Genomic DNA, 17,930 nt, shown 5'->3' with positions numbered 1-17,930 from the left:
TTAATTCACTCAAAGTGTAATAAAATGACTCTATAATTATAGTTCGGAGAAATGTCGTCATGTCTGTAGGTCGTATTCACTCTTTTGAATCTTGTGGTACCGTTGATGGTCCAGGTATTCGCTTTATCATCTTTTTACAAGGCTGTTTAATGCGCTGTATGTATTGTCATAACCGCGATACTTGGGATACCCATGAAGGTAAAGAAGTTACTGTCACTGAGCTAATTGAAGAAGCTAAAAGCTACCGTCACTTCATGAAAGCATCTGGCGGCGGTATTACTTGTTCTGGTGGTGAAGCGATGCTTCAGCCTGAATTTGTTCGTGATTTCTTCCGTGCAGCACAAGCTGAAGGCATACATACCTGCCTAGACACAAATGGCTATATTCGTAAGCATACTGATGTTATTGATGAAGTATTAGAAGTATCTGATCTTGTTATGCTTGACCTTAAACAGATGAAAGATGACGTTCATAAAGAACTAATTGGTGTATCAAACACTCGAGTTCTAGATTTCGCACGTTATTTGCATAAAGTTGGCCAGAAAACATGGATCCGCTACGTTATTGTTCCTGGCTATACTGATGATGAAGAATCAGCACACTTGCTTGGTGAATTCATTAAAGACATGGATAATATCGAGAAAATTGAACTACTTCCTTACCACCAATTAGGTGCGCATAAATGGGAAGCCATGGGGCTTGAATACCCTCTTGATGGAGTAAATCCTCCTTCTAAAGAAACCATGGAAAAAATGGTAGAGATCCTGAGTCAATATCATAACAACGTGAAATTCTAAGCTCGAACTTCACCCTAAATTTATTCTAAATGCCCGGCTATCGGGCATTTTTATTGGAAAAATTATGTATCAATTAAGATTTTCGTTAAAAGAATTCCTTGCTGAATATTGGCAGAAAAAACCCGTGATCATCAAAGGTGGTTTTGAAAATTTCCAAGACCCAGTTACACCAGAAGAACTCGCTGGCTTAACGCTAGAAAATGACGTAGATTCTCGCTTTGTTTCTAACTTAAACAACGAATGGAAAGCGGAACACGGCCCATTAAGCGAAGAACTATTCGATACGCTTGGTGAAACTAATTGGTCTATTATTGTTCAAGCAGCTAACCACTGGCACGAAGGTGCGGCTGAACTATTCAAGCCATTCAAACAAATGCCAAACTGGTTATTTGATGACATCATGATCAGCTATTCTGTGCCTGATGGAGGCGTAGGTCCACACATTGATCAATACGATGTTTTCATCATTCAAGGTCAAGGTAAACGTCATTGGCGTGTTGGTGATATTGGTGAATATCAAGAAGAACACCGTCATGGTGCATTAAAGCAAATCACAGGCTTTGATCCTATCATTGATCAAATCTTAGAACCTGGTGATATTCTTTATATCCCACCGGGCTTCCCACATGATGGTTATGCACTAGAACCATCAATGAGTTATTCCGCAGGTTTCCGTTCTCCAAAAGAACAAGAATTAGTGAGTAATTTTGCAGACTTCATTATTGAGAATGACAAAGGTGATGAGCATTACCATAATCCAGATCTTCAAGCGCAAAATCACGGTACTAAAATTAGCACGCAGAGCTTTGAAGATTTAAAAGCAATGATGTTAAATGCTATGTCGGATGAACAAACTCTAAAGCAATTTATGGGTGAATATTTAAGTAATTCTCGTCATCATTTAAATATCCTTCCTGATTCTGAAAAATGGACAACTGAAGAATTAATTAGCTATTTACAGTCAGGTCAAGCTCTGATTAAAGTCGCTGGAATTAGAGCTTTCTATCATGAAGTCGAAACATGTGAAGATAACATGACGCTTTATATTGATGGTGAAAGCTATGTTTTCCCTTTAAGCGTAAAAAATGATGTGATTGCTTTATGTGAAACGTCAGAATTCACACAACTCGATGTTGAGGGTTTACTGCAAGATCCACATTCAGTGGCTAATTTACTGCAATTTGTAAATATCGGTTACTGGTTTGCTGACATTGACGGCGAAGCAGAATAATACCATTCTGGATAAGTAGTTGTTCAGATAATTGCGTAGGAAAAATCGATTAGAGCAAGGCATAAATTGCAGTAACTAGTGGATCTAATTACAAAAGTTATAACGCAGATATAATCGATTTTAACAAGTAAGAATGATCAAATACTTATGTAGATTGGTATAAACATAAAAAAAGCGCGATATAAATAGATTATCGCGCTTAAGCCTGTCACAGGCTGAATGATTAAAACTGAAATTGCCATCATAATTCATCGAATTATGATGGCTTTTTACATTAGATATCGGTTACCGCTAAACAAGAAACGGCGTGTACATCTGTTCCTTTTAGCTCTGGTTTAGTCTGTGCACATATATCTGTAGCTTGAGGGCAACGAGTACGGAATACACAACCAGATGGTGGATTAATAGGTGAAGGTAAATCCCCTTCTAGCATCTCAATTGTTTTGGCTCTTTCAAGCTTTGGATCTGGAATTGGAACCGCTGACATTAGCGCTTTAGTGTATGGGTGCTTAGGGTCACTAAACAACGCATCAGACTCGCCAAGTTCAACTTCGTTACCTAAATACATAACCAATACACGATCAGAAATGTGCTTCACTACTGATAAGTCATGAGCAATGAAAACTAAGCTTAATCCTAACTCTTTTTGTAGCTCTTTCAGTAGATTTACTACTTGTGCTTGAATTGAAACATCCAGAGCTGATACTGGTTCATCACAGATGATCATTTTTGGTTTTAAAATAAGCGCACGCGCAATACCGATACGCTGACATTGCCCACCAGAGAATTCATGAGGGTAACGGTTAATAACATTAGGTAATAAACCCACCTTTGCCATCATTTCTTTTACCCTATCTTTCACTTCATCTTTCGTCAACTTTGGATAGAAGGTTTGTAATGGTTCAGCAATAATATCGCCTACAGTCATACGTGGATTAAGAGAAGCAAGTGGATCTTGGAAGATCATTTGAATCTCTTTACGTTTTTGGCGTAATGGCTCATCTTCCAGTTTAGTCAAGTCCTGACCAAGCCACACAACTTCACCTTCTGTTGCTTCTACTAAACCAATAATTGCACGAGCAAACGTTGATTTACCACAACCAGACTCACCAACAACACCCAATGTTTCGCCTTCATATAAGCGAACGTTTACACCATCTACCGCTTTTAAATTTGCAGGTTTCGCCCAAGGCCACACTGATTTTGATGGTATGCTAAAGTGAACTTTTAAGTTCTTTATGTCTAATATTAATTTTTTATCTGCTGACATTACCACGTCTCCTGTTCAGAAAAACAAGCACGTAAACGACCGTTTGCAAATGGTTGCAGTATCGGTGCTTCTTGCTTACAACGCTCCATTACACGATGACAACGCTCTTGATAAGGGCAGCCTGTAGGTAATCGAAGTAAGTTTGGTGGATTACCAGGGATAGTTGGTAAAATATCACCCTCTTGATCTAAACGAGGAATAGCTTTTAACAAACCTTCTGCGTATGGATGGCTTGGCTCATAGAAAATTTCATTCACTGAACCATATTCCATTGTACGACCTGCGTACATCACTAATACTTTATCACACGAGCCTGCAACCACACCCAAGTCATGGGTAATCATAATGATAGCGGTATTAAATTCACTTTTTAGTTCATTCAATAGCTGCATGATTTGTGCTTGGATAGTTACATCTAGTGCTGTTGTTGGTTCATCCGCAATAAGTAGTTTAGGACGACACAATAATGCCATCGCAATCATTACACGTTGACGCATACCACCAGAAAACTCATGTGGGTACATAGTAATACGCTTACGAGCTTCTGGGATCTTAACCGCTTCTAACATACGAACTGACTCTTCAAATGCTTCTGCTTTACCCATGCCTTTATGAAGCATTAATACTTCCATTAGCTGATGACTAACTTTCATATATGGATTAAGTGACGTCATTGGATCTTGGAAAATCATCGCCATTTGTTCAGCACGAATTTTATTCAGCTCTTTTTCAGGAAGATTAAGAACCTCTCTACCTTCAAATTTTGCGCTACCAGTAATAATACCGTTTTTAGCTAATAGACCCATTAGTGCAAATACTGTCTGTGACTTACCAGAGCCTGACTCACCTACGATGCCCAATGTCTCACCTTGCTGAAGTGAAAAATTTAAATCATTTACTGCTGTTACGTTACCATCTTGAGTTGTAAACTCTACGCGCAGATCTTTTACATCTAATAAACTCATAATTCTTTCCTACTCAAATTTGTTTAATAATTAGCTGTCCACACAGAGAATTATCTGTCTTTTGGATCCAGCGCATCACGTAAACCATCACCCACGTAGTTAAAGCAAAATAAGGTAACAACCATAAATAAAGCGGGGAAAGTTAGTTGCCAAATAGCGACTTCCATTGTTTGAGAGCCTTCTTGAAGTAAAGCACCCCAGCTTGTCATTGGCTCTTGAACACCAAGACCGAGGAAGGATAAGAAAGATTCTGTTAAGATCATACTTGGAATAAGTAACGTTGAATAAACAGCAACAATACCTAATACGTTTGGTACGATATGGCGAGTGATAATACCCCACTTACTCACACCACAAACGTGTGCCGCTTCGATAAACTCTTTACTACGTAAGCTCAGTGTCTGACCACGAACTATACGAGCCATATCAAGCCAAGCAATTGCACCGATAGCAACAAAGATAAGTACGATATTACGGCCAAAGAATGTCACTAGTACAATTACGAGGAACATAAATGGGACCGCATATAAAATCTCAATAAAACGCATCATGATACGGTCGACTTTACCGCCAACAAATCCTGAAGTTGCACCATAAAGCGTACCGATAAGTACCGCGACAAATGCACCGAGGATACCAACCATCAATGAGATTCGGCCACCAACTAAAGTACGAACAAAAAGATCTCGCCCTAAACTATCTGTACCAAAAAGGTGAGTCATACTTGGTGCTTCATGCAATGCATACCAATCGGTATCATCATAAGCATACTGACTAAACATAGGTAAAAAAATCACAGCTAATGTCATTACTGTAAGCACACAAAGGCTTATCATTGCCGCTTTGTTTCGCATAAAACGAAGACGCGCATCTTGCCACAAACTACGACCTTCAATCTCTAGATTTTCTGAGAACTTTTCGATCGCTTCTAAATTTTCTTTTTTCGTTAACATACGTCCGTTCCCTATTAATAACGAATTTTCGGGTCAATTACAGCTAGTAATACATCAACAATGGCGTTGAATAAGATGAATAGGAAACCAATTAAAATGGTTATCCCCATTACTAACGAATAATCACGGTTGAAGGCTGCATTTACGAATAACTTACCAATACCCGGTAAACCAAAAATGGTTTCGATAACAACAGAACCGGTGATAATACCTACGAATGCTGGACCCATATAAGAAACAACAGGTAGCATTGCTGGTTTTAACGCATGTTTTAGAACGATGTAGCGGTAACTTAATCCTTTTGCTCGAGCCGTACGAATAAAGTTACTATTAAGTGTTTCAATCATGCTACCGCGAGTGATACGAGCAAACGTTGCTACGTAGAGAAAGGACATACCCATAATTGGTAAAAACATGTATTTAAATGAACCATCATGCCAGCCCCCGGCAGGGAACCAACCAAGTTCAATAGAAAAGAGATAAATAAGTGCAGGGGCCAATACAAAGGATGGCATTACGACCCCTATCATGGCTGTTGACATTATACTGTAATCTAACCAGGTATTTTGCCTCAATGCGGCTAACGTACCAATGGAGACACCAAGTACAACGGTAAAGATAAAGGCAAAAAAACCGACTTTTGCAGAAACGGGTAATGCCGCTTCAACCAGCTCATTAACTGTGTAATCTTGGTATTTAAATGATGGTCCAAAATCACCTTGCAGAATGTTTCCAAGGTAAGTGGTGTATTGTTCAAATACAGGCTTATCTAAACCATACTTTGCATTGATATTCGCCATTACTTCTGGCGGAAGTGGCCGCTCTGTAGAAAATGGGTTACCAGGAGCAAACCTCATTAAAAAAAATGAGATAGTGATCAATACCAACATTGTTGGGACTGCTTCAAGGATCCGTTTGATAATGAATTGAAACATAATTCACTCTTCCAGTCTGTGACAAAAAATAAAATAAAGATCGATCTAACCACTACACGCTATCCTGCGTGTAGTGGCTTTTTTTATAGTTTTAGTTACTACTAATTACTTAGCTTTGATGTAAAGATCTTTTGAGTAGATTTTCTCTTCTGCGTTTCCTGTTGGGAAACCACCAACTTGAGGGGATAATAGACGAGATTTAACGTACTGATAGATAGGCGCAATTGGCATATCTTTCGCTAATAGCTGCTCAGCTTGTAGATAGATAGCAGTACGCTCTTCTTCTGAAGTTGATGCCAATGCTTTTTCAATCAATGCATCATATTCAGCACTTCCGTAATGTTGACCACCAGTTGTATTCTTACTAACCATTAATGTTAAAAAAGCAGATGCTTCATTGTAATCACCACACCAGCCAGCACGTGCTACTTCAAATTGACCTTGATCTTTTGAATCTAGGTAGGTTTTCCATTCTTGGTTTTCTAAAACAACTTCTAAGCCAAGAGTCTTCTTCCACATAGAGCCTGCAGCGACTGCAATTTTCTTATGGTTTTCTGACGTGTTGTATAGAAGTGTAAATTTAAGTGGATTTTGAGGACCAAAGCCCGCTTCAGCTAATAAACGTTTTGCTTCAGCATCACGTTCATCTTGCGTCATTTTACCGTAAGCAGGAAGCTCAGGATTAAAGCCCGCTGTAATTTCTGGTGTTAAGAAATACGCTGGTTTTTGACCTTGACCTAAAATGACATCAGAAATAATTGGGCGGTCAATGGCATAAGAGATAGCTTTACGAACTCGAACGTCATCAAACGGTGCTTTTTTTGTATTAAACGAGTAGTAGTAAGTACATAGACTACCAACAACTGAAACAGATTCAGGCTCTTCTTTTTTCAGACGTTTAAAGTGTTCCACAGGCAATTCGTTTGTAAAATCCAACTCACCAGAAAGGAAACGATTCATTTCTGACACTTGATTTTCAATCGGTAAGAAAGTGACTTTATTGATTTTCGTATTCGCGTTATCCCAATACTGTTCGTTACGAACTAGATCTAAACGCTCATTCACAACCCATTGGTCAACAACATAAGCACCATTACCAACAAAATTACCCGGTTTAGTCCACTGATCACCAAATTTTTCAATCGTTGCTTTATGAACAGGTTTTACTGTTGTATGACCCATCATTTTAACAAAGTAAGGAACAGCAGTATCAAGTTGAACTTCTAAAGTGTTGGCATCAATTGCTTTAACACCTAGTTCACTCTTATCTTTTTTACCCGCAACGATGTCTTTAGCATTCGCCATCTTAGTATATTCCATATACCAAGAGTAAGGAGATCCAGTTGCAGGATCAACAGCACGTTGGAAGCTGTATACGAAATCATCTGCAGTTACAGGATCGCCATTTGACCACTTAGCATCTTTACGTAAATGGAAAATGAATTTTTGGTTGTCCGTTGTTTCCCAACTTTCTGCAACACCAGGAATGGTATTACCTTCTGCATCTTGATTTACCAAACCTTCAAGTAAATCACGAATCACGTGAGACTCAGGTACACCTTGAGACTTATGAGGATCAAGAGTTGCAACTTCAGTACCATTACCACGAGTCAGTTCTTGAACATCTGCATAAACCACTTCTGTCGACATTCGTTTTTCAGCAGGTTTAGTTTCTTTAACTGGTTGCTCTGCGGTTTTATCTCCACAGCCGGCAAGTGTTAGTGACAGGCCACCAAGCAAGATCGCTTGTGTAATTTTATTCTTATACATGCATTAACTCCAATACATTTTATTTAGCTTCCATGACACTCTTCGGGCAAAACGACTTGCCAATCATTTATTATCTAAAAACGTGAAATACGCTTAAAAAACATAAAAACCTTCGAAGAATTGTGGGAAACATTATCAACCATTGAAGTAATTTGCCACATTTTTGTTACAAAACGCCTAATAATTTTTAAAAACATCACAACCAGCAGGATAAACGACCACATTTTAACCTTTCAGCAAATATGAGTACCGATACACTATAAAAAAATAAAATTCCATACCATTTCGACTAGAAGAACATTAAAAACAAGAATAGAAAGCTAAAAAATCGCTAAAAATATAGATAAAAACGCTAATTAATAGCTTTTTTTACGCAAATAAGTTAATTAACTCTAATAATTAAGCACCTTAAGTAACGCAATACATAAAGCATAAATTTTAGACAGACCCTTCATTATTTTAGCTGCATTACAAATCAAACATGTTGATTATCCTAGATTGCTACCAAATTCAGCATCGTAATTGGATATTTATAAAATATGAACAAAGATAGTAGCAATGCTGAATTTTTCAGCAGCAATCCATTTAGGATGAATTAATCAAGGATGTTATTTATGTTTAAAAATAAACTAGGGGTTTGCTCTGCAGCAATTGCCCTTGCTCTATCCGCTCCAGGCTATGCTGCGGTCCCTGGCCAAGCAATTATTTCTTGGATGGAAAGTGATTTTTCAATTATCGATGTAGATCAAGCAGCTACCTCATATAAAGATTTAGTGACAATTAAAGAATTTGCAGAAGTACCTGTTACTTGGGATCGCTGGTCTGGTGAATCTGCAGAAAAATGGCGCGTGCTATTAAATGGCGTTGTGGTTCATGAAGAAGCGGTTTCTCCTTCGGCTTCACAAAAAGCGTCTACGGTTCTACAAGTTCGTCAAGGCGGTCAATACGAAATGACGATAGAACTTTGTAATGGCTCAGGCGCAACAGAAGAATGTAGCACCAGTGCAGCCAAAGCAATTGTTGTTGCCGATACTGATGGTAGCCATTTAGATCCTCTGCCAATGAATGTCGATCCTGCTAATGGAAATTACACCACGCCAGATGGAATGGTTTCTGGTGCTTATTTTGTTGAATGGGGGGTTTACGGTCGTAAGTTTGCTGTTGACCAAATTCCAGCACAAAATCTAACCCATATTCTTTATGGTTTTGTTCCTATCTGTGGCCCTAACCCTTCTTTAGGTGAAATTGAAAACGGCAACAGCTTAGCTGCTCTAAACCGTGCTTGTGCAGGAACTCCTGACTATGAAGTTGTTATTCATGACCCATGGGCTGCTGTTCAAATGCCGCAGCCTCAATCTGGTCACGTTCATAGTACTCCTTATAAAGGGACTTATGGACAAATGATGGCACTTAAGCAACGTTATCCAGACCTAAAAATTGTTCCATCAATCGGTGGTTGGACTTTATCAGACCCTTTTTATGACTTTGTTGATAAACCTAAGCGAGACATCTTCGTTGCTTCAGTTAAAAAATTCCTTAAAACATGGAAATTTTATGATGGTGTAGATATCGATTGGGAATTCCCTGGTGGTGACGGTGCAAGTGCAACAGGTGGTGACCCTGTAAATGATGGCCCAGCTTATGTTGCATTAATGCAAGAACTAAGAGCAATGCTTGATGAGTTAAGTGCTGAAACAGGTAAAACGTATGAGTTAACCTCTGCGATTGGTGCTGGTTACGATAAGATTGAGGATGTTGATTATGCAGCAGCTTCTCAATATATGGATTATATCTTTGCGATGACTTATGACTTCTTTGGCGGCTGGAATAACGTCGTTGGGCATCAAACTGCGTTAAACTGTGGCTCACACATGTCACAAGGCGAATGTGATGGGACAGGGTTAGATGATAAAGGCGAGCCTCGTAAAGGTCCTGCTTATACAATCACTAATGCGATCGACTTATTACTTGCTCAAGGTGTTGATGCTAAAAAATTAGTCGTTGGTGCTGCTATGTATGCGCGTGGCTGGACTGGTGTTACACGTGACAGCATGACTGATCCGACAAACCCTATGACAGGTGTTGGTAATGGTAAAGTTGCAGGTTCTTGGGAAGCTGGCGTAATTGATTATAAAGATGTAGTGACCAATTACGTAAATAAAGCAGGCGTTGAAGTGGGTTATGATGATATTGCTCAAGCCGCTTACGCTTATGATCCAAGCAATGGTGATTTAATCACTTATGACAATAAACAATCTGTACTTGCTAAAGGTGAATACGTTCGTTCACTTGGGTTAGGTGGCTTATTTGCATGGGAAATTGACGCAGATAATGGTGATATTCTTAATGCAATGCAAGAAGGTCTTGCTGGTGATGGTACGGTAACTCCTCCAGTAAATAAGAAACCAATTGCTAATGCCGGAGTTGATATTGCTGTTATCGCTCCTGCTACAGTTCGACTTGATGGATCTTTATCATCAGACAGCGATGGAACTATTGTCTCTTATGTTTGGACTCAAACCTCTGGTCCAGTAATAACATTAAGCAATCCAAATAGTGCTAACGCTAGTTTTTCTACCGATGGTTTTGCTCAATCTGAAACTCTACAATTTACATTAACGGTAACTGACAATAAAGGCGCAACAGCTTCTGACTCTACCTCTGTAGCAGTCACAGTTGAGGGAACTGAACCAGTTAATACCCCACCAGTGGCAGCAATTATTGCACCAAGCTCTGTCAATAAAGGTGATGTCGTTATATTAGATGCCTCTTCTTCTACTGATGCAGATAACGATCCCCTTACGTTTACGTGGGCTGTTCCATCAGGAATAGATGCAACAGTTACAGGGTCTAAAGTAACCTTTACTTCAGGTTCTTATACAACAGATACTCCGTTATCATTCTCGGTCACTGCAAATGATGGCCAAGCATCAAATACAGCAACAGTAAGCGTTACTGTACTAAAAGATGTTGGGAACCCACCTGTAACTTGTGACAATGCATGGGATGCAACAGCGGTTTACACTGGTGGCGATCAAGTGTCTCAAGCAGGTAAAACATGGGAAGCAAAATGGTGGACTCAAGGTAATGATCCATCAACCTCTGGTGAATGGGGAGTATGGAAGGAAGTAGGTATTTCTACTTGTAATTAATACTCTTTTAAAACAACGATAAAAAGGCCAAATCCATTACGATGGATTTGGCCTTAATTTCTTCACTATAAGAATTTACATATCCATTGCTATTGGCACTGGTTTTATTTACCTAACGCCTCTTTATAGTGAGTACGACAAACTGATACATACAATTCATTACCACCAATAGCAACCTGATCGCCATCAGCAATAGCAACCCCATGCTCATCAGTACGAATAACCATGTTCGCTTTACGGCCACAATGACAAATTGTTTTTAGTTCAACTAATTTATCAGCCCAAGATAACAAGTACTTACTGCCTTCAAATAGTTCACCTAAAAAATCAGTACGTAAACCATAACACAACGCAGGAATATGCAGCTTATCAACTACTTCTGTCAGCTGATAAACTTGTTCTTTAGTTAAGAATTGGCATTCATCAATTAACACACAATGAAGTTTCTCTTTTTCATGAAGTGTTTTAATTACCTCAAACAAATCCATATCAATATTAAATAAATGCGCATCCGCATCTAAACCAATACGAGAACTCACTTTTCCCACACCATAACGATCATCAATAGCTGCAGTGAAAATTGCAGGGTTCATTCCGCGTTCTTGGTAATTAAAAGACGATTGAAGAAGTGTTGTTGATTTACCCGCATTCATTGCTGAGTAATAAAAGTACATTTGAGCCACAAATGTGTCCTCTATTAAAGTTTAAAAGTTTGGTAATAAAAAAGGCTGGAAATACCAGCCCTTTATATAAAACTGTTTATATTATTTACGACGCCATGTCGTGCCCTCTGGGCCATCTTCAAAAACAATATTTAGCGCTGCAATAGCATCACGAGCGGCATCAGCAGCTGCCCAATCTTTTGCTGCACGAGCATCATTACGCGCTTTAATCAATGCTTCAATTTCAGCAACTTCATCATCGCTGCCACTATCGCCTTGTAAAAAAGCTTCTGGATCTTGAGATAATAAGCCTAATACTTCAGCAAGTTCACGCATCAACGCACCAAGCTTAGAGGCAGCTTCAACATTTTCTGTTTTCAGGCGGTTTACTTCACGCGCCATCTCAAACAATACAGAATAAGCCTCTGGCGTATTGAAATCATCATTCATTGCGGTTGAAAAACGAGAAACAAACTCTTCACCACCAGCAGCAGTAACGGTTAAATCAAGGCCACGTAAAGAGGTATACAAACGCTCTAGTGAAGCACGAGCTTGGTTTAAATTATCTTCACTGTAATTCAATTGGCTACGGTAATGACCAGACATTAAGAAATAGCGAACTGTTTCAGAATCGTAATGCGCTAATACGTCACGGATAGTAAAAAAGTTTCCTAATGACTTAGACATTTTTTCACGGTCAACCATTACCATGCCACTGTGCATCCAAGTATTTACGTACTTAGAATCATGTGCGCAACATGATTGAGCGATTTCATTTTCATGATGTGGGAACATAAGGTCAGAGCCCCCCCCATGAATATCAAAATGATTACCCAAAATAGAAGAGTTCATTGCAGAACATTCGATATGCCAGCCTGGACGGCCAGGACCCCATGGTGATTCCCATGTTGGTTCGCCTGGTTTAGACATTTTCCATAATACGAAGTCCATACCACTACGCTTTACACTTGCTTCTTCAATTGTGACGCGAGAGCCCGCTTGAAGTTGCTCAAGGTCTTGACGAGAAAGGCGACCGTATTCGTCGTATTTTTTCACTTCAAACATAACATCACCATTAGATGCAACGTAAGCAAAACCACGCTCGATCAAACGCTCTACTAACTCTACAATTTCAGTAATGTATTCTGTTGCTCTTGGTTCAACATCTGGACGTTTCATATTTAAAGCGTCAAAATCAGCATGCATATCAGCAATTAGACGCTCAGTTAATGTATCACACGTTTCGCCATTTTCAGCGGCACGTTTAATGATCTTATCGTCAATATCTGTAATGTTACGAACAAAAGTAAGATCGTAACCTAAAAAACGTAAATAACGAGAAATCACATCAAAAGAGACAAACGTACGGCCATGACCAATATGACACAAGTCGTAAATGGTAACCCCACACACATACATACCGATTTTACCTTCGGTAATTGGTTTAAATTCTTCTTTTTGGCGTGTAAGTGAGTTATATATTTTCAACATGCTCTTTTTTTACTCATTATTTGTTTAAAGGATATATAAAGGCTATTAAACCTATATTAAGTAATGATAGCAAGAAAATTCCCTGTAGATCCTCCTTAATCTTAGGTAAAATCAAATTCTATTTAAATACAATTACAAAGGTAATTTCATGATCATCCTTCACACATCTTTTGGTGACATCACAGTTAAACTTCACGAAGATAAAGCACCTGCAACTTGTGCTAACTTCTTACAATACTGTCAAGAAGGTTTCTACGACAACACGCTTTTCCACCGTGTAATTGATGGCTTTATGGTTCAAGGCGGCGGCATGACTGCTGGTCTTGAAGAAAAAACTGGCCGTGCAACAATCAAAAACGAAGCAAACAATGGCCTAAGCAACAAAGTAGGTACATTAGCAATGGCTCGTACTATGGAACCACATTCAGCAAGTTCTCAATTCTTCATCAACGTTAATGACAACAAATTCCTAGATTTTAAATCTGAGTCTATGGATGGTTGGGGTTACTGTGTATTCGCTGAAGTTGTTGAAGGTATGGACGTAGTAAATAAAATCAAAGGTGTTGCAACAGGTAACTACGGTTATGTACACCAAGATGTTCCAGTTGAAGAAGTATTCATTACTGGTACTACAATTACAGAATAATTCTGTTTTTATGCCAGCTTTATAAATTAGAGCTGGCATCATCCTAATAAACCAAAAGCATTTTATGACTATTTTATTTATCTCTGATCTCCACCTATCCCCTCTTAGACCTGAAATCACTGATTGCTTTCTAGATTTTATGAGCAATGAAGCTATTCATGCAGAAAAGCTTTATGTATTAGGTGATTTATTTGAATTTTGGATTGGCGATGATGATAACTCACCATTTAATGTTGTAATTAAAGATGCATTTAAAGCGTTAACCCAACAAGGTGTTGAGTGTTACTTTATTCAAGGAAACCGAGACTTCTTACTTAATAAGCGCTTTTGTAAAGAAACCGGAGTGCAACTTTTAGCTGACCACACCGTTATTCATATGGATGGCGAAAAAGTTCTAATCATGCACGGTGATACGCTTTGTATTGATGACATCAAATATCAAGAATTCCGCGCAAAAGTTCACCAACCATGGCTCCAATGGGTATTCAATCGTATCCCTCTTTTTATACGTCAACGTATCGTTAAAAACGTACAAGATAAAATCAAAGAGAAGAAACAACATAAAGAATTAACGATTATGGATGTCACTCAGAGTGAGGTTGAAAAAGTGATGTCAGAAGAAGGTGTAAAAAGATTGATTCATGGACACACTCACCGTCCAGATACTCATGTTTTCACTTTTAATGATCAAGAAATGACTCGTATTGTACTTGGGGATTGGTATACGCAAGGCTCGATTCTTGAATATAAGAACAATATATATACACTTCATGAAAAAAGTTTTAAATAAATCACATTAATAACCCACTCTTATTCTGTAATAAGGAGAATCATAGTCTTTTCTTAATAAAGAGATTATGATTAGGCCAGTTTCGATTCAACACGCTGTAGAGAATAACGTTTTATGTATTCATATGTTGCTCGTCAACCTATCTTAGACATCAAAAAAAATACGATTGGTTACGAATTATTATTCCGAGATGGTCCAAAAAATACGTTTCCAGCAGTAGAAGCAGAAGAAGCAACAAGTCGATTACTATCTGATCACTTTTTAAGCTCACAGTGTAATGCTATCAATGATAAATTAGGCTTTGTAAATTTTCCTCAACAAAGTTTAATTAACTTAGTTCCAATGCTATTTAACTCTCATAATCTAGTCGTTGAGATCCTTGAGGATTGTATCCCAAACCAAGACTTACTTAATGCAGTTAAAACTCTTGCAGAACGCGGCTATAAATTAGCACTTGATGATTTCGAACCAAATCCTCAATGGACTCCATTTTTACCTTATATCGACATTATTAAGTTTGATATTCGTACTACACCTATTTTAAAAGCAAAACTATTCATTCGTCATTGTGAAAAATATAATATTTCTTTCCTTGCTGAAAAAGTAGAGACTTATGAAGAATTTGAGCAAGCAAAAGCTGCTGGGTTTATTTATTTTCAAGGTTATTTTTTCAGTAAACCAGAAATGTTTCAACAGCGAGCGATTCAACCAAATCAATTATCAATAATGCAGCTATATAAAGAAATCTCAGCACCGATTGTTGACTTTAATGCCGTTGAAAAATACTTAGTCCAAGATGTCTCATTATCTTATAAATTACTGCGTTTTGTTAATGCCTCTTCAGTCATTGATAAACCAATAACTTCTTTTAAGCAGGCTCTGGTCTATTTAGGTGAAACCAAGTTACGTCAATTTGTATCGCTGGTTGCTGTCGCTCATGCAACACAACACAAACCACAATCTCTTTATACTCTTTCCATACATCGTGCAAAGTTATGTGAGTTAATTGTAAATAAAACCAATATCAACCTAGAGCCAAGCCAAGCATTTTTGGTCGGTTTGTTCTCACTATTAGAACCTTTATTAGATCAACCTTTGAATAGTCTAATCCAACACTTACCAATTTCGACTGAAATAAAGCTAGCATTAACAGAGCGTCAAGGTTCTTTAGGTAAATTAATCTTAGCGATAGAAAGTTATGAAAAAGCCAATTGGAACACCGTATCTCAATGTTGTGTTTCCTTGAAAATTACAGAACAAGAATTTACAACCTGTTATAAAGAATCTGCCGAATGGGTAGATGACATAGAAAAATAGAGAACAAACGCTATTATGCCTAAAAAAAATCATTGTCCATGTGGTACAAAAAAAAATTATTCTGTTTGTTGTGAGCCAATTCATAACAACCATGAATTAGCAAAAACACCAGAATTACTAATGCGTTCTCGTTATAGTGCTCATGTGAAACAATTGACACAATATATTATTGATACTTACCATCCCTCTTGTCACGCTAAAGAGTTTAGAAATGGTATAGAAGAATCCATAGAGATCGAGTGGCGAAAACTGAAAGTTGTATCTTCACACTTATCAGATACTAGCGATGATGAAGGTTTTGTTTCTTTTAAAGCAACCTATTCTGAAAATAGGCAATTACATCAATTAAAAGAACACTCTCGCTTCCTAAAAGAAGATGGAAAATGGTACTACGTTGATGGTGAGATTGAATAAACCATACTCTCACATTAAAATACATTAAGGCCTGATATTTATATCAGGCTTTTTCATTTCCATTAAATCATCGAGTAGGGTGAGGCTTTTGCCTCATCCCTCTCACAGAACCGTACGTACGGACCTCGTATACGGCTCCTGCAATTTACTATTTCTTAATAAAAAGAAGCGAGTACACCTGTTTTAACTTCGTCTATTGAATACAAGCCTAGATTTTTGAACCACTGATTAGGCATCGCATAGCTTGCTAACGGACTCGCACTGTTTCGCCATGAGTCCATTTTTATGGACTTAAATGGCGGTTTGTACTTTAGTTGCTTAAGACGACGATGCAATCTGCACCGCTTCTTCCACAAACTCATTTGTACCGCTCGCAATCTCCGCCTTATCCAAGCCGCAAGGCTTTTCAGTGTGCTCGTAATATTGGCTATTTTGAAGTAGTTTACAAACCCTCTGAGCACTGGATTCAGTTGCTTTAGCACTCTCGCTAAATTCAATCCTCCATTACGCTTGGTGAGTTGTCTTACTTTCGCTTTTAATGTTTTGAGCTTCTTTTCTTGAACTGCAGTGTAATTTGTAAAAATTTCCACTCCCAAGAATTTAATACCTGTATCGCTATGTGCTATATGGGTTTTCCGCTCATTCACTTTAAGTTTTAGCGTTACTTCTAAAATATGGCTAGCTACTTTTAATGCATTCTCTGCACCCTTTTTCGAGGTGCAGAATATCAAAATGTCATCCGCGTATCGCACTATTCGATGCTTACGCCTCATCATTTCTTGATCGAATTCATCTAAGTAGATATTAGCAAGTAGTGGACTAATCACCCCACCTTGTGGACTGCCTATTACACTATTCTGCCAGTTTTCACCAACCATGACTCCACTTTTTAGAAATTGACGGATCAAGCCTAAGATACTGCCATCCACGATGCGCTTTCGCACGAACTTGATTATCAGATCGTGGTCAAGCATGTCAAAGCATTTAGACAGATCCATATCAACAACATGCCGCTTATTATATTTACGTATAAAGAGTGTAGCTTTGCTGATGGCTTGATGACAGCTTCGCCCAACCCGATATCCATAACTGGATGGATGAAAGTTTGGGTCAAATATGGGAGTCATTATATTCGTTAAACATTGTTGAACAATTCGGTCTCGAACTGTGGGGATCCCCAATAACCTGATACCGCCATCGTCTTTGGCGATCTCAACTCGTTTTACGGGCCGCGCTTGATAGCGCTTTTCTTGTAGTTCAAGTAATAGTTTTCTGAGCTCTACTTCCAAATTTTGTGTGAAATCATCGATACGCTGCCCGTCAATACCAGCTGCGCCTCCATTCTTTCTCACTTGTTTGTATGCCACGTAAAGCGCTTGCAGTGATAGCATGCGCCCGTAAAGGCTATAGTGTACTCTCAAATTATTATCTCACATCACCTGCTGCTGACTTTATTTATGTTGGTTAGGTTTATTTCGTTGTCGCGTTAAGTTTTCTAGCAAGGCTACGCCCTTTTATTCGCAATATGCTTAACCGC

15 protein-coding genes are annotated in these 17,930 nt (G+C 38.4%); 7 read left to right on the top strand and 8 right to left on the bottom strand.

Translation table 11 applies throughout. From position 1 onward, the window contains the following. Positions 1–59: 59 nt before the first annotated feature. Together pflA and AC2IP4_RS05005 are read left to right on the top strand one after the other, a co-directional pair. Positions 60–797, top strand: a complete 738-nt coding sequence (gene pflA / locus AC2IP4_RS05010; RefSeq protein WP_375322665.1) for a pyruvate formate lyase 1-activating protein — start codon at positions 60–62, stop codon at positions 795–797. Positions 798–861: 64 nt separating this feature from the next. Next, positions 862–2,028: a JmjC domain-containing protein gene (locus AC2IP4_RS05005; protein ID WP_375322666.1), complete on the top strand. Its 1,167-nt coding sequence runs from the start codon at positions 862–864 to the stop codon at positions 2,026–2,028. A gap of 274 nt (positions 2,029–2,302) precedes the next feature. Here AC2IP4_RS05005 and oppF read toward each other — a convergent pair whose 3' ends face one another. The 5 genes from oppF to AC2IP4_RS04980 form a co-directional block, all read right to left on the bottom strand. Next, on the bottom strand, positions 2,303–3,298 hold the full coding sequence (oppF, locus tag AC2IP4_RS05000) for a murein tripeptide/oligopeptide ABC transporter ATP binding protein OppF (RefSeq protein ID WP_375322667.1): 996 nt from the start codon (positions 3,296–3,298) through the stop codon (positions 2,303–2,305). Next, a complete protein-coding gene (gene oppD, locus AC2IP4_RS04995) occupies positions 3,298–4,263 on the bottom strand; it encodes an ABC transporter ATP-binding protein (protein WP_375322668.1) in 966 nt (321 codons plus the stop codon). Before oppD ends, oppF begins: the two co-directional genes overlap by 1 nt. A gap of 50 nt (positions 4,264–4,313) precedes the next feature. Next, complete coding sequence (gene oppC, locus AC2IP4_RS04990; protein ID WP_105055009.1) at positions 4,314–5,216, bottom strand: oligopeptide ABC transporter permease OppC; 903 nt, start codon at positions 5,214–5,216, stop codon at positions 4,314–4,316. Between the two features lie 14 nt (positions 5,217–5,230). Beyond that, entirely contained in the window at positions 5,231–6,151 is a 921-nt protein-coding gene (gene oppB, locus AC2IP4_RS04985; RefSeq protein ID WP_375322669.1) for an oligopeptide ABC transporter permease OppB, read from the bottom strand. A gap of 105 nt (positions 6,152–6,256) precedes the next feature. Next, the gene (locus tag AC2IP4_RS04980) at positions 6,257–7,921 is read right to left on the bottom strand and encodes an ABC transporter substrate-binding protein (protein WP_375322670.1); all 1,665 of its coding nucleotides are present in this window, start codon (positions 7,919–7,921) and stop codon (positions 6,257–6,259) included. A 614-nt stretch (positions 7,922–8,535) separates the two neighbouring features. Between AC2IP4_RS04980 and AC2IP4_RS04975 the strand changes: the two genes are divergently transcribed. Then, positions 8,536–11,073: a glycosyl hydrolase family 18 protein gene (locus tag AC2IP4_RS04975; protein ID WP_375322671.1), complete on the top strand. Its 2,538-nt coding sequence runs from the start codon at positions 8,536–8,538 to the stop codon at positions 11,071–11,073. A 104-nt stretch (positions 11,074–11,177) separates the two neighbouring features. Here AC2IP4_RS04975 and AC2IP4_RS04970 read toward each other — a convergent pair whose 3' ends face one another. Together AC2IP4_RS04970 and cysS are read right to left on the bottom strand one after the other, a co-directional pair. After that, positions 11,178–11,756 (bottom strand): thymidine kinase, encoded by a 579-nt coding sequence (locus AC2IP4_RS04970; protein ID WP_375322672.1) that lies wholly within the window; start codon positions 11,754–11,756, stop codon positions 11,178–11,180. An 81-nt stretch (positions 11,757–11,837) separates the two neighbouring features. Further along, positions 11,838–13,226, bottom strand: a complete 1,389-nt coding sequence (cysS, locus tag AC2IP4_RS04965) for a cysteine--tRNA ligase (RefSeq protein ID WP_486310624.1) — start codon at positions 13,224–13,226, stop codon at positions 11,838–11,840. A 148-nt stretch (positions 13,227–13,374) separates the two neighbouring features. Here cysS and AC2IP4_RS04960 point away from each other — a divergent pair, with 148 nt between their 5' ends. From AC2IP4_RS04960 to AC2IP4_RS04945, 4 genes are all read left to right on the top strand, one after another. Next, positions 13,375–13,872 carry a peptidylprolyl isomerase gene (locus AC2IP4_RS04960; RefSeq protein WP_375322673.1) on the top strand — a complete coding sequence of 166 codons (498 nt, stop codon included), beginning with the start codon at positions 13,375–13,377 and terminating at the stop codon, positions 13,870–13,872. A 64-nt stretch (positions 13,873–13,936) separates the two neighbouring features. Beyond that, positions 13,937–14,662: a UDP-2,3-diacylglucosamine diphosphatase gene (gene lpxH, locus AC2IP4_RS04955; protein WP_105055016.1), complete on the top strand. Its 726-nt coding sequence runs from the start codon at positions 13,937–13,939 to the stop codon at positions 14,660–14,662. 114 nt (positions 14,663–14,776) lie between these two features. Beyond that, positions 14,777–15,979 carry an EAL and HDOD domain-containing protein gene (locus tag AC2IP4_RS04950; protein ID WP_375322674.1) on the top strand — a complete coding sequence of 401 codons (1,203 nt, stop codon included), beginning with the start codon at positions 14,777–14,779 and terminating at the stop codon, positions 15,977–15,979. Positions 15,980–15,994: 15 nt separating this feature from the next. Next, entirely contained in the window at positions 15,995–16,393 is a 399-nt protein-coding gene (locus AC2IP4_RS04945) for a YchJ family protein (protein ID WP_486310623.1), read from the top strand. A gap of 155 nt (positions 16,394–16,548) precedes the next feature. Here AC2IP4_RS04945 and ltrA read toward each other — a convergent pair whose 3' ends face one another. Next, positions 16,549–17,784: a group II intron reverse transcriptase/maturase gene (gene ltrA, locus AC2IP4_RS04940; protein WP_486310622.1), complete on the bottom strand. Its 1,236-nt coding sequence runs from the start codon at positions 17,782–17,784 to the stop codon at positions 16,549–16,551. Positions 17,785–17,930 lie beyond the last annotated feature (146 nt).

Source organism: Aliivibrio thorii, assembly GCF_057368585.1.
The sequence above is the reverse complement of the archived record's forward strand: the minus strand, read 5'-3'. Positions and strand labels throughout refer to the sequence as shown.

What these genes read in the sequence shown, in the direction of transcription:
- pflA (WP_375322665.1), top strand. Translation starts at nt 60, where the DNA reads ATGTCTGTAGGTCGTATTCACTCTTTTGAATCTTGTGGTACCGTTGAT.
- AC2IP4_RS05005 (WP_375322666.1), top strand. Translation starts at nt 862, where the DNA reads ATGTATCAATTAAGATTTTCGTTAAAAGAATTCCTTGCTGAATATTGG.
- oppF (WP_375322667.1), bottom strand. Translation starts at nt 3,298, where the DNA reads ATGTCAGCAGATAAAAAATTAATATTAGACATAAAGAACTTAAAAGTT.
- oppD (WP_375322668.1), bottom strand. Translation starts at nt 4,263, where the DNA reads ATGAGTTTATTAGATGTAAAAGATCTGCGCGTAGAGTTTACAACTCAA.
- oppC (WP_105055009.1), bottom strand. Translation starts at nt 5,216, where the DNA reads ATGTTAACGAAAAAAGAAAATTTAGAAGCGATCGAAAAGTTCTCAGAA.
- oppB (WP_375322669.1), bottom strand. Translation starts at nt 6,151, where the DNA reads ATGTTTCAATTCATTATCAAACGGATCCTTGAAGCAGTCCCAACAATG.
- AC2IP4_RS04980 (WP_375322670.1), bottom strand. Translation starts at nt 7,921, where the DNA reads ATGTATAAGAATAAAATTACACAAGCGATCTTGCTTGGTGGCCTGTCA.
- AC2IP4_RS04975 (WP_375322671.1), top strand. Translation starts at nt 8,536, where the DNA reads ATGTTTAAAAATAAACTAGGGGTTTGCTCTGCAGCAATTGCCCTTGCT.
- cysS (WP_486310624.1), bottom strand. Translation starts at nt 13,226, where the DNA reads ATGTTGAAAATATATAACTCACTTACACGCCAAAAAGAAGAATTTAAA.
- AC2IP4_RS04960 (WP_375322673.1), top strand. Translation starts at nt 13,375, where the DNA reads ATGATCATCCTTCACACATCTTTTGGTGACATCACAGTTAAACTTCAC.
- lpxH (WP_105055016.1), top strand. Translation starts at nt 13,937, where the DNA reads ATGACTATTTTATTTATCTCTGATCTCCACCTATCCCCTCTTAGACCT.
- AC2IP4_RS04950 (WP_375322674.1), top strand. Translation starts at nt 14,777, where the DNA reads ATGTATTCATATGTTGCTCGTCAACCTATCTTAGACATCAAAAAAAAT.
- AC2IP4_RS04945 (WP_486310623.1), top strand. Translation starts at nt 15,995, where the DNA reads ATGCCTAAAAAAAATCATTGTCCATGTGGTACAAAAAAAAATTATTCT.
- ltrA (WP_486310622.1), bottom strand. Translation starts at nt 17,784, where the DNA reads ATGCTATCACTGCAAGCGCTTTACGTGGCATACAAACAAGTGAGAAAG.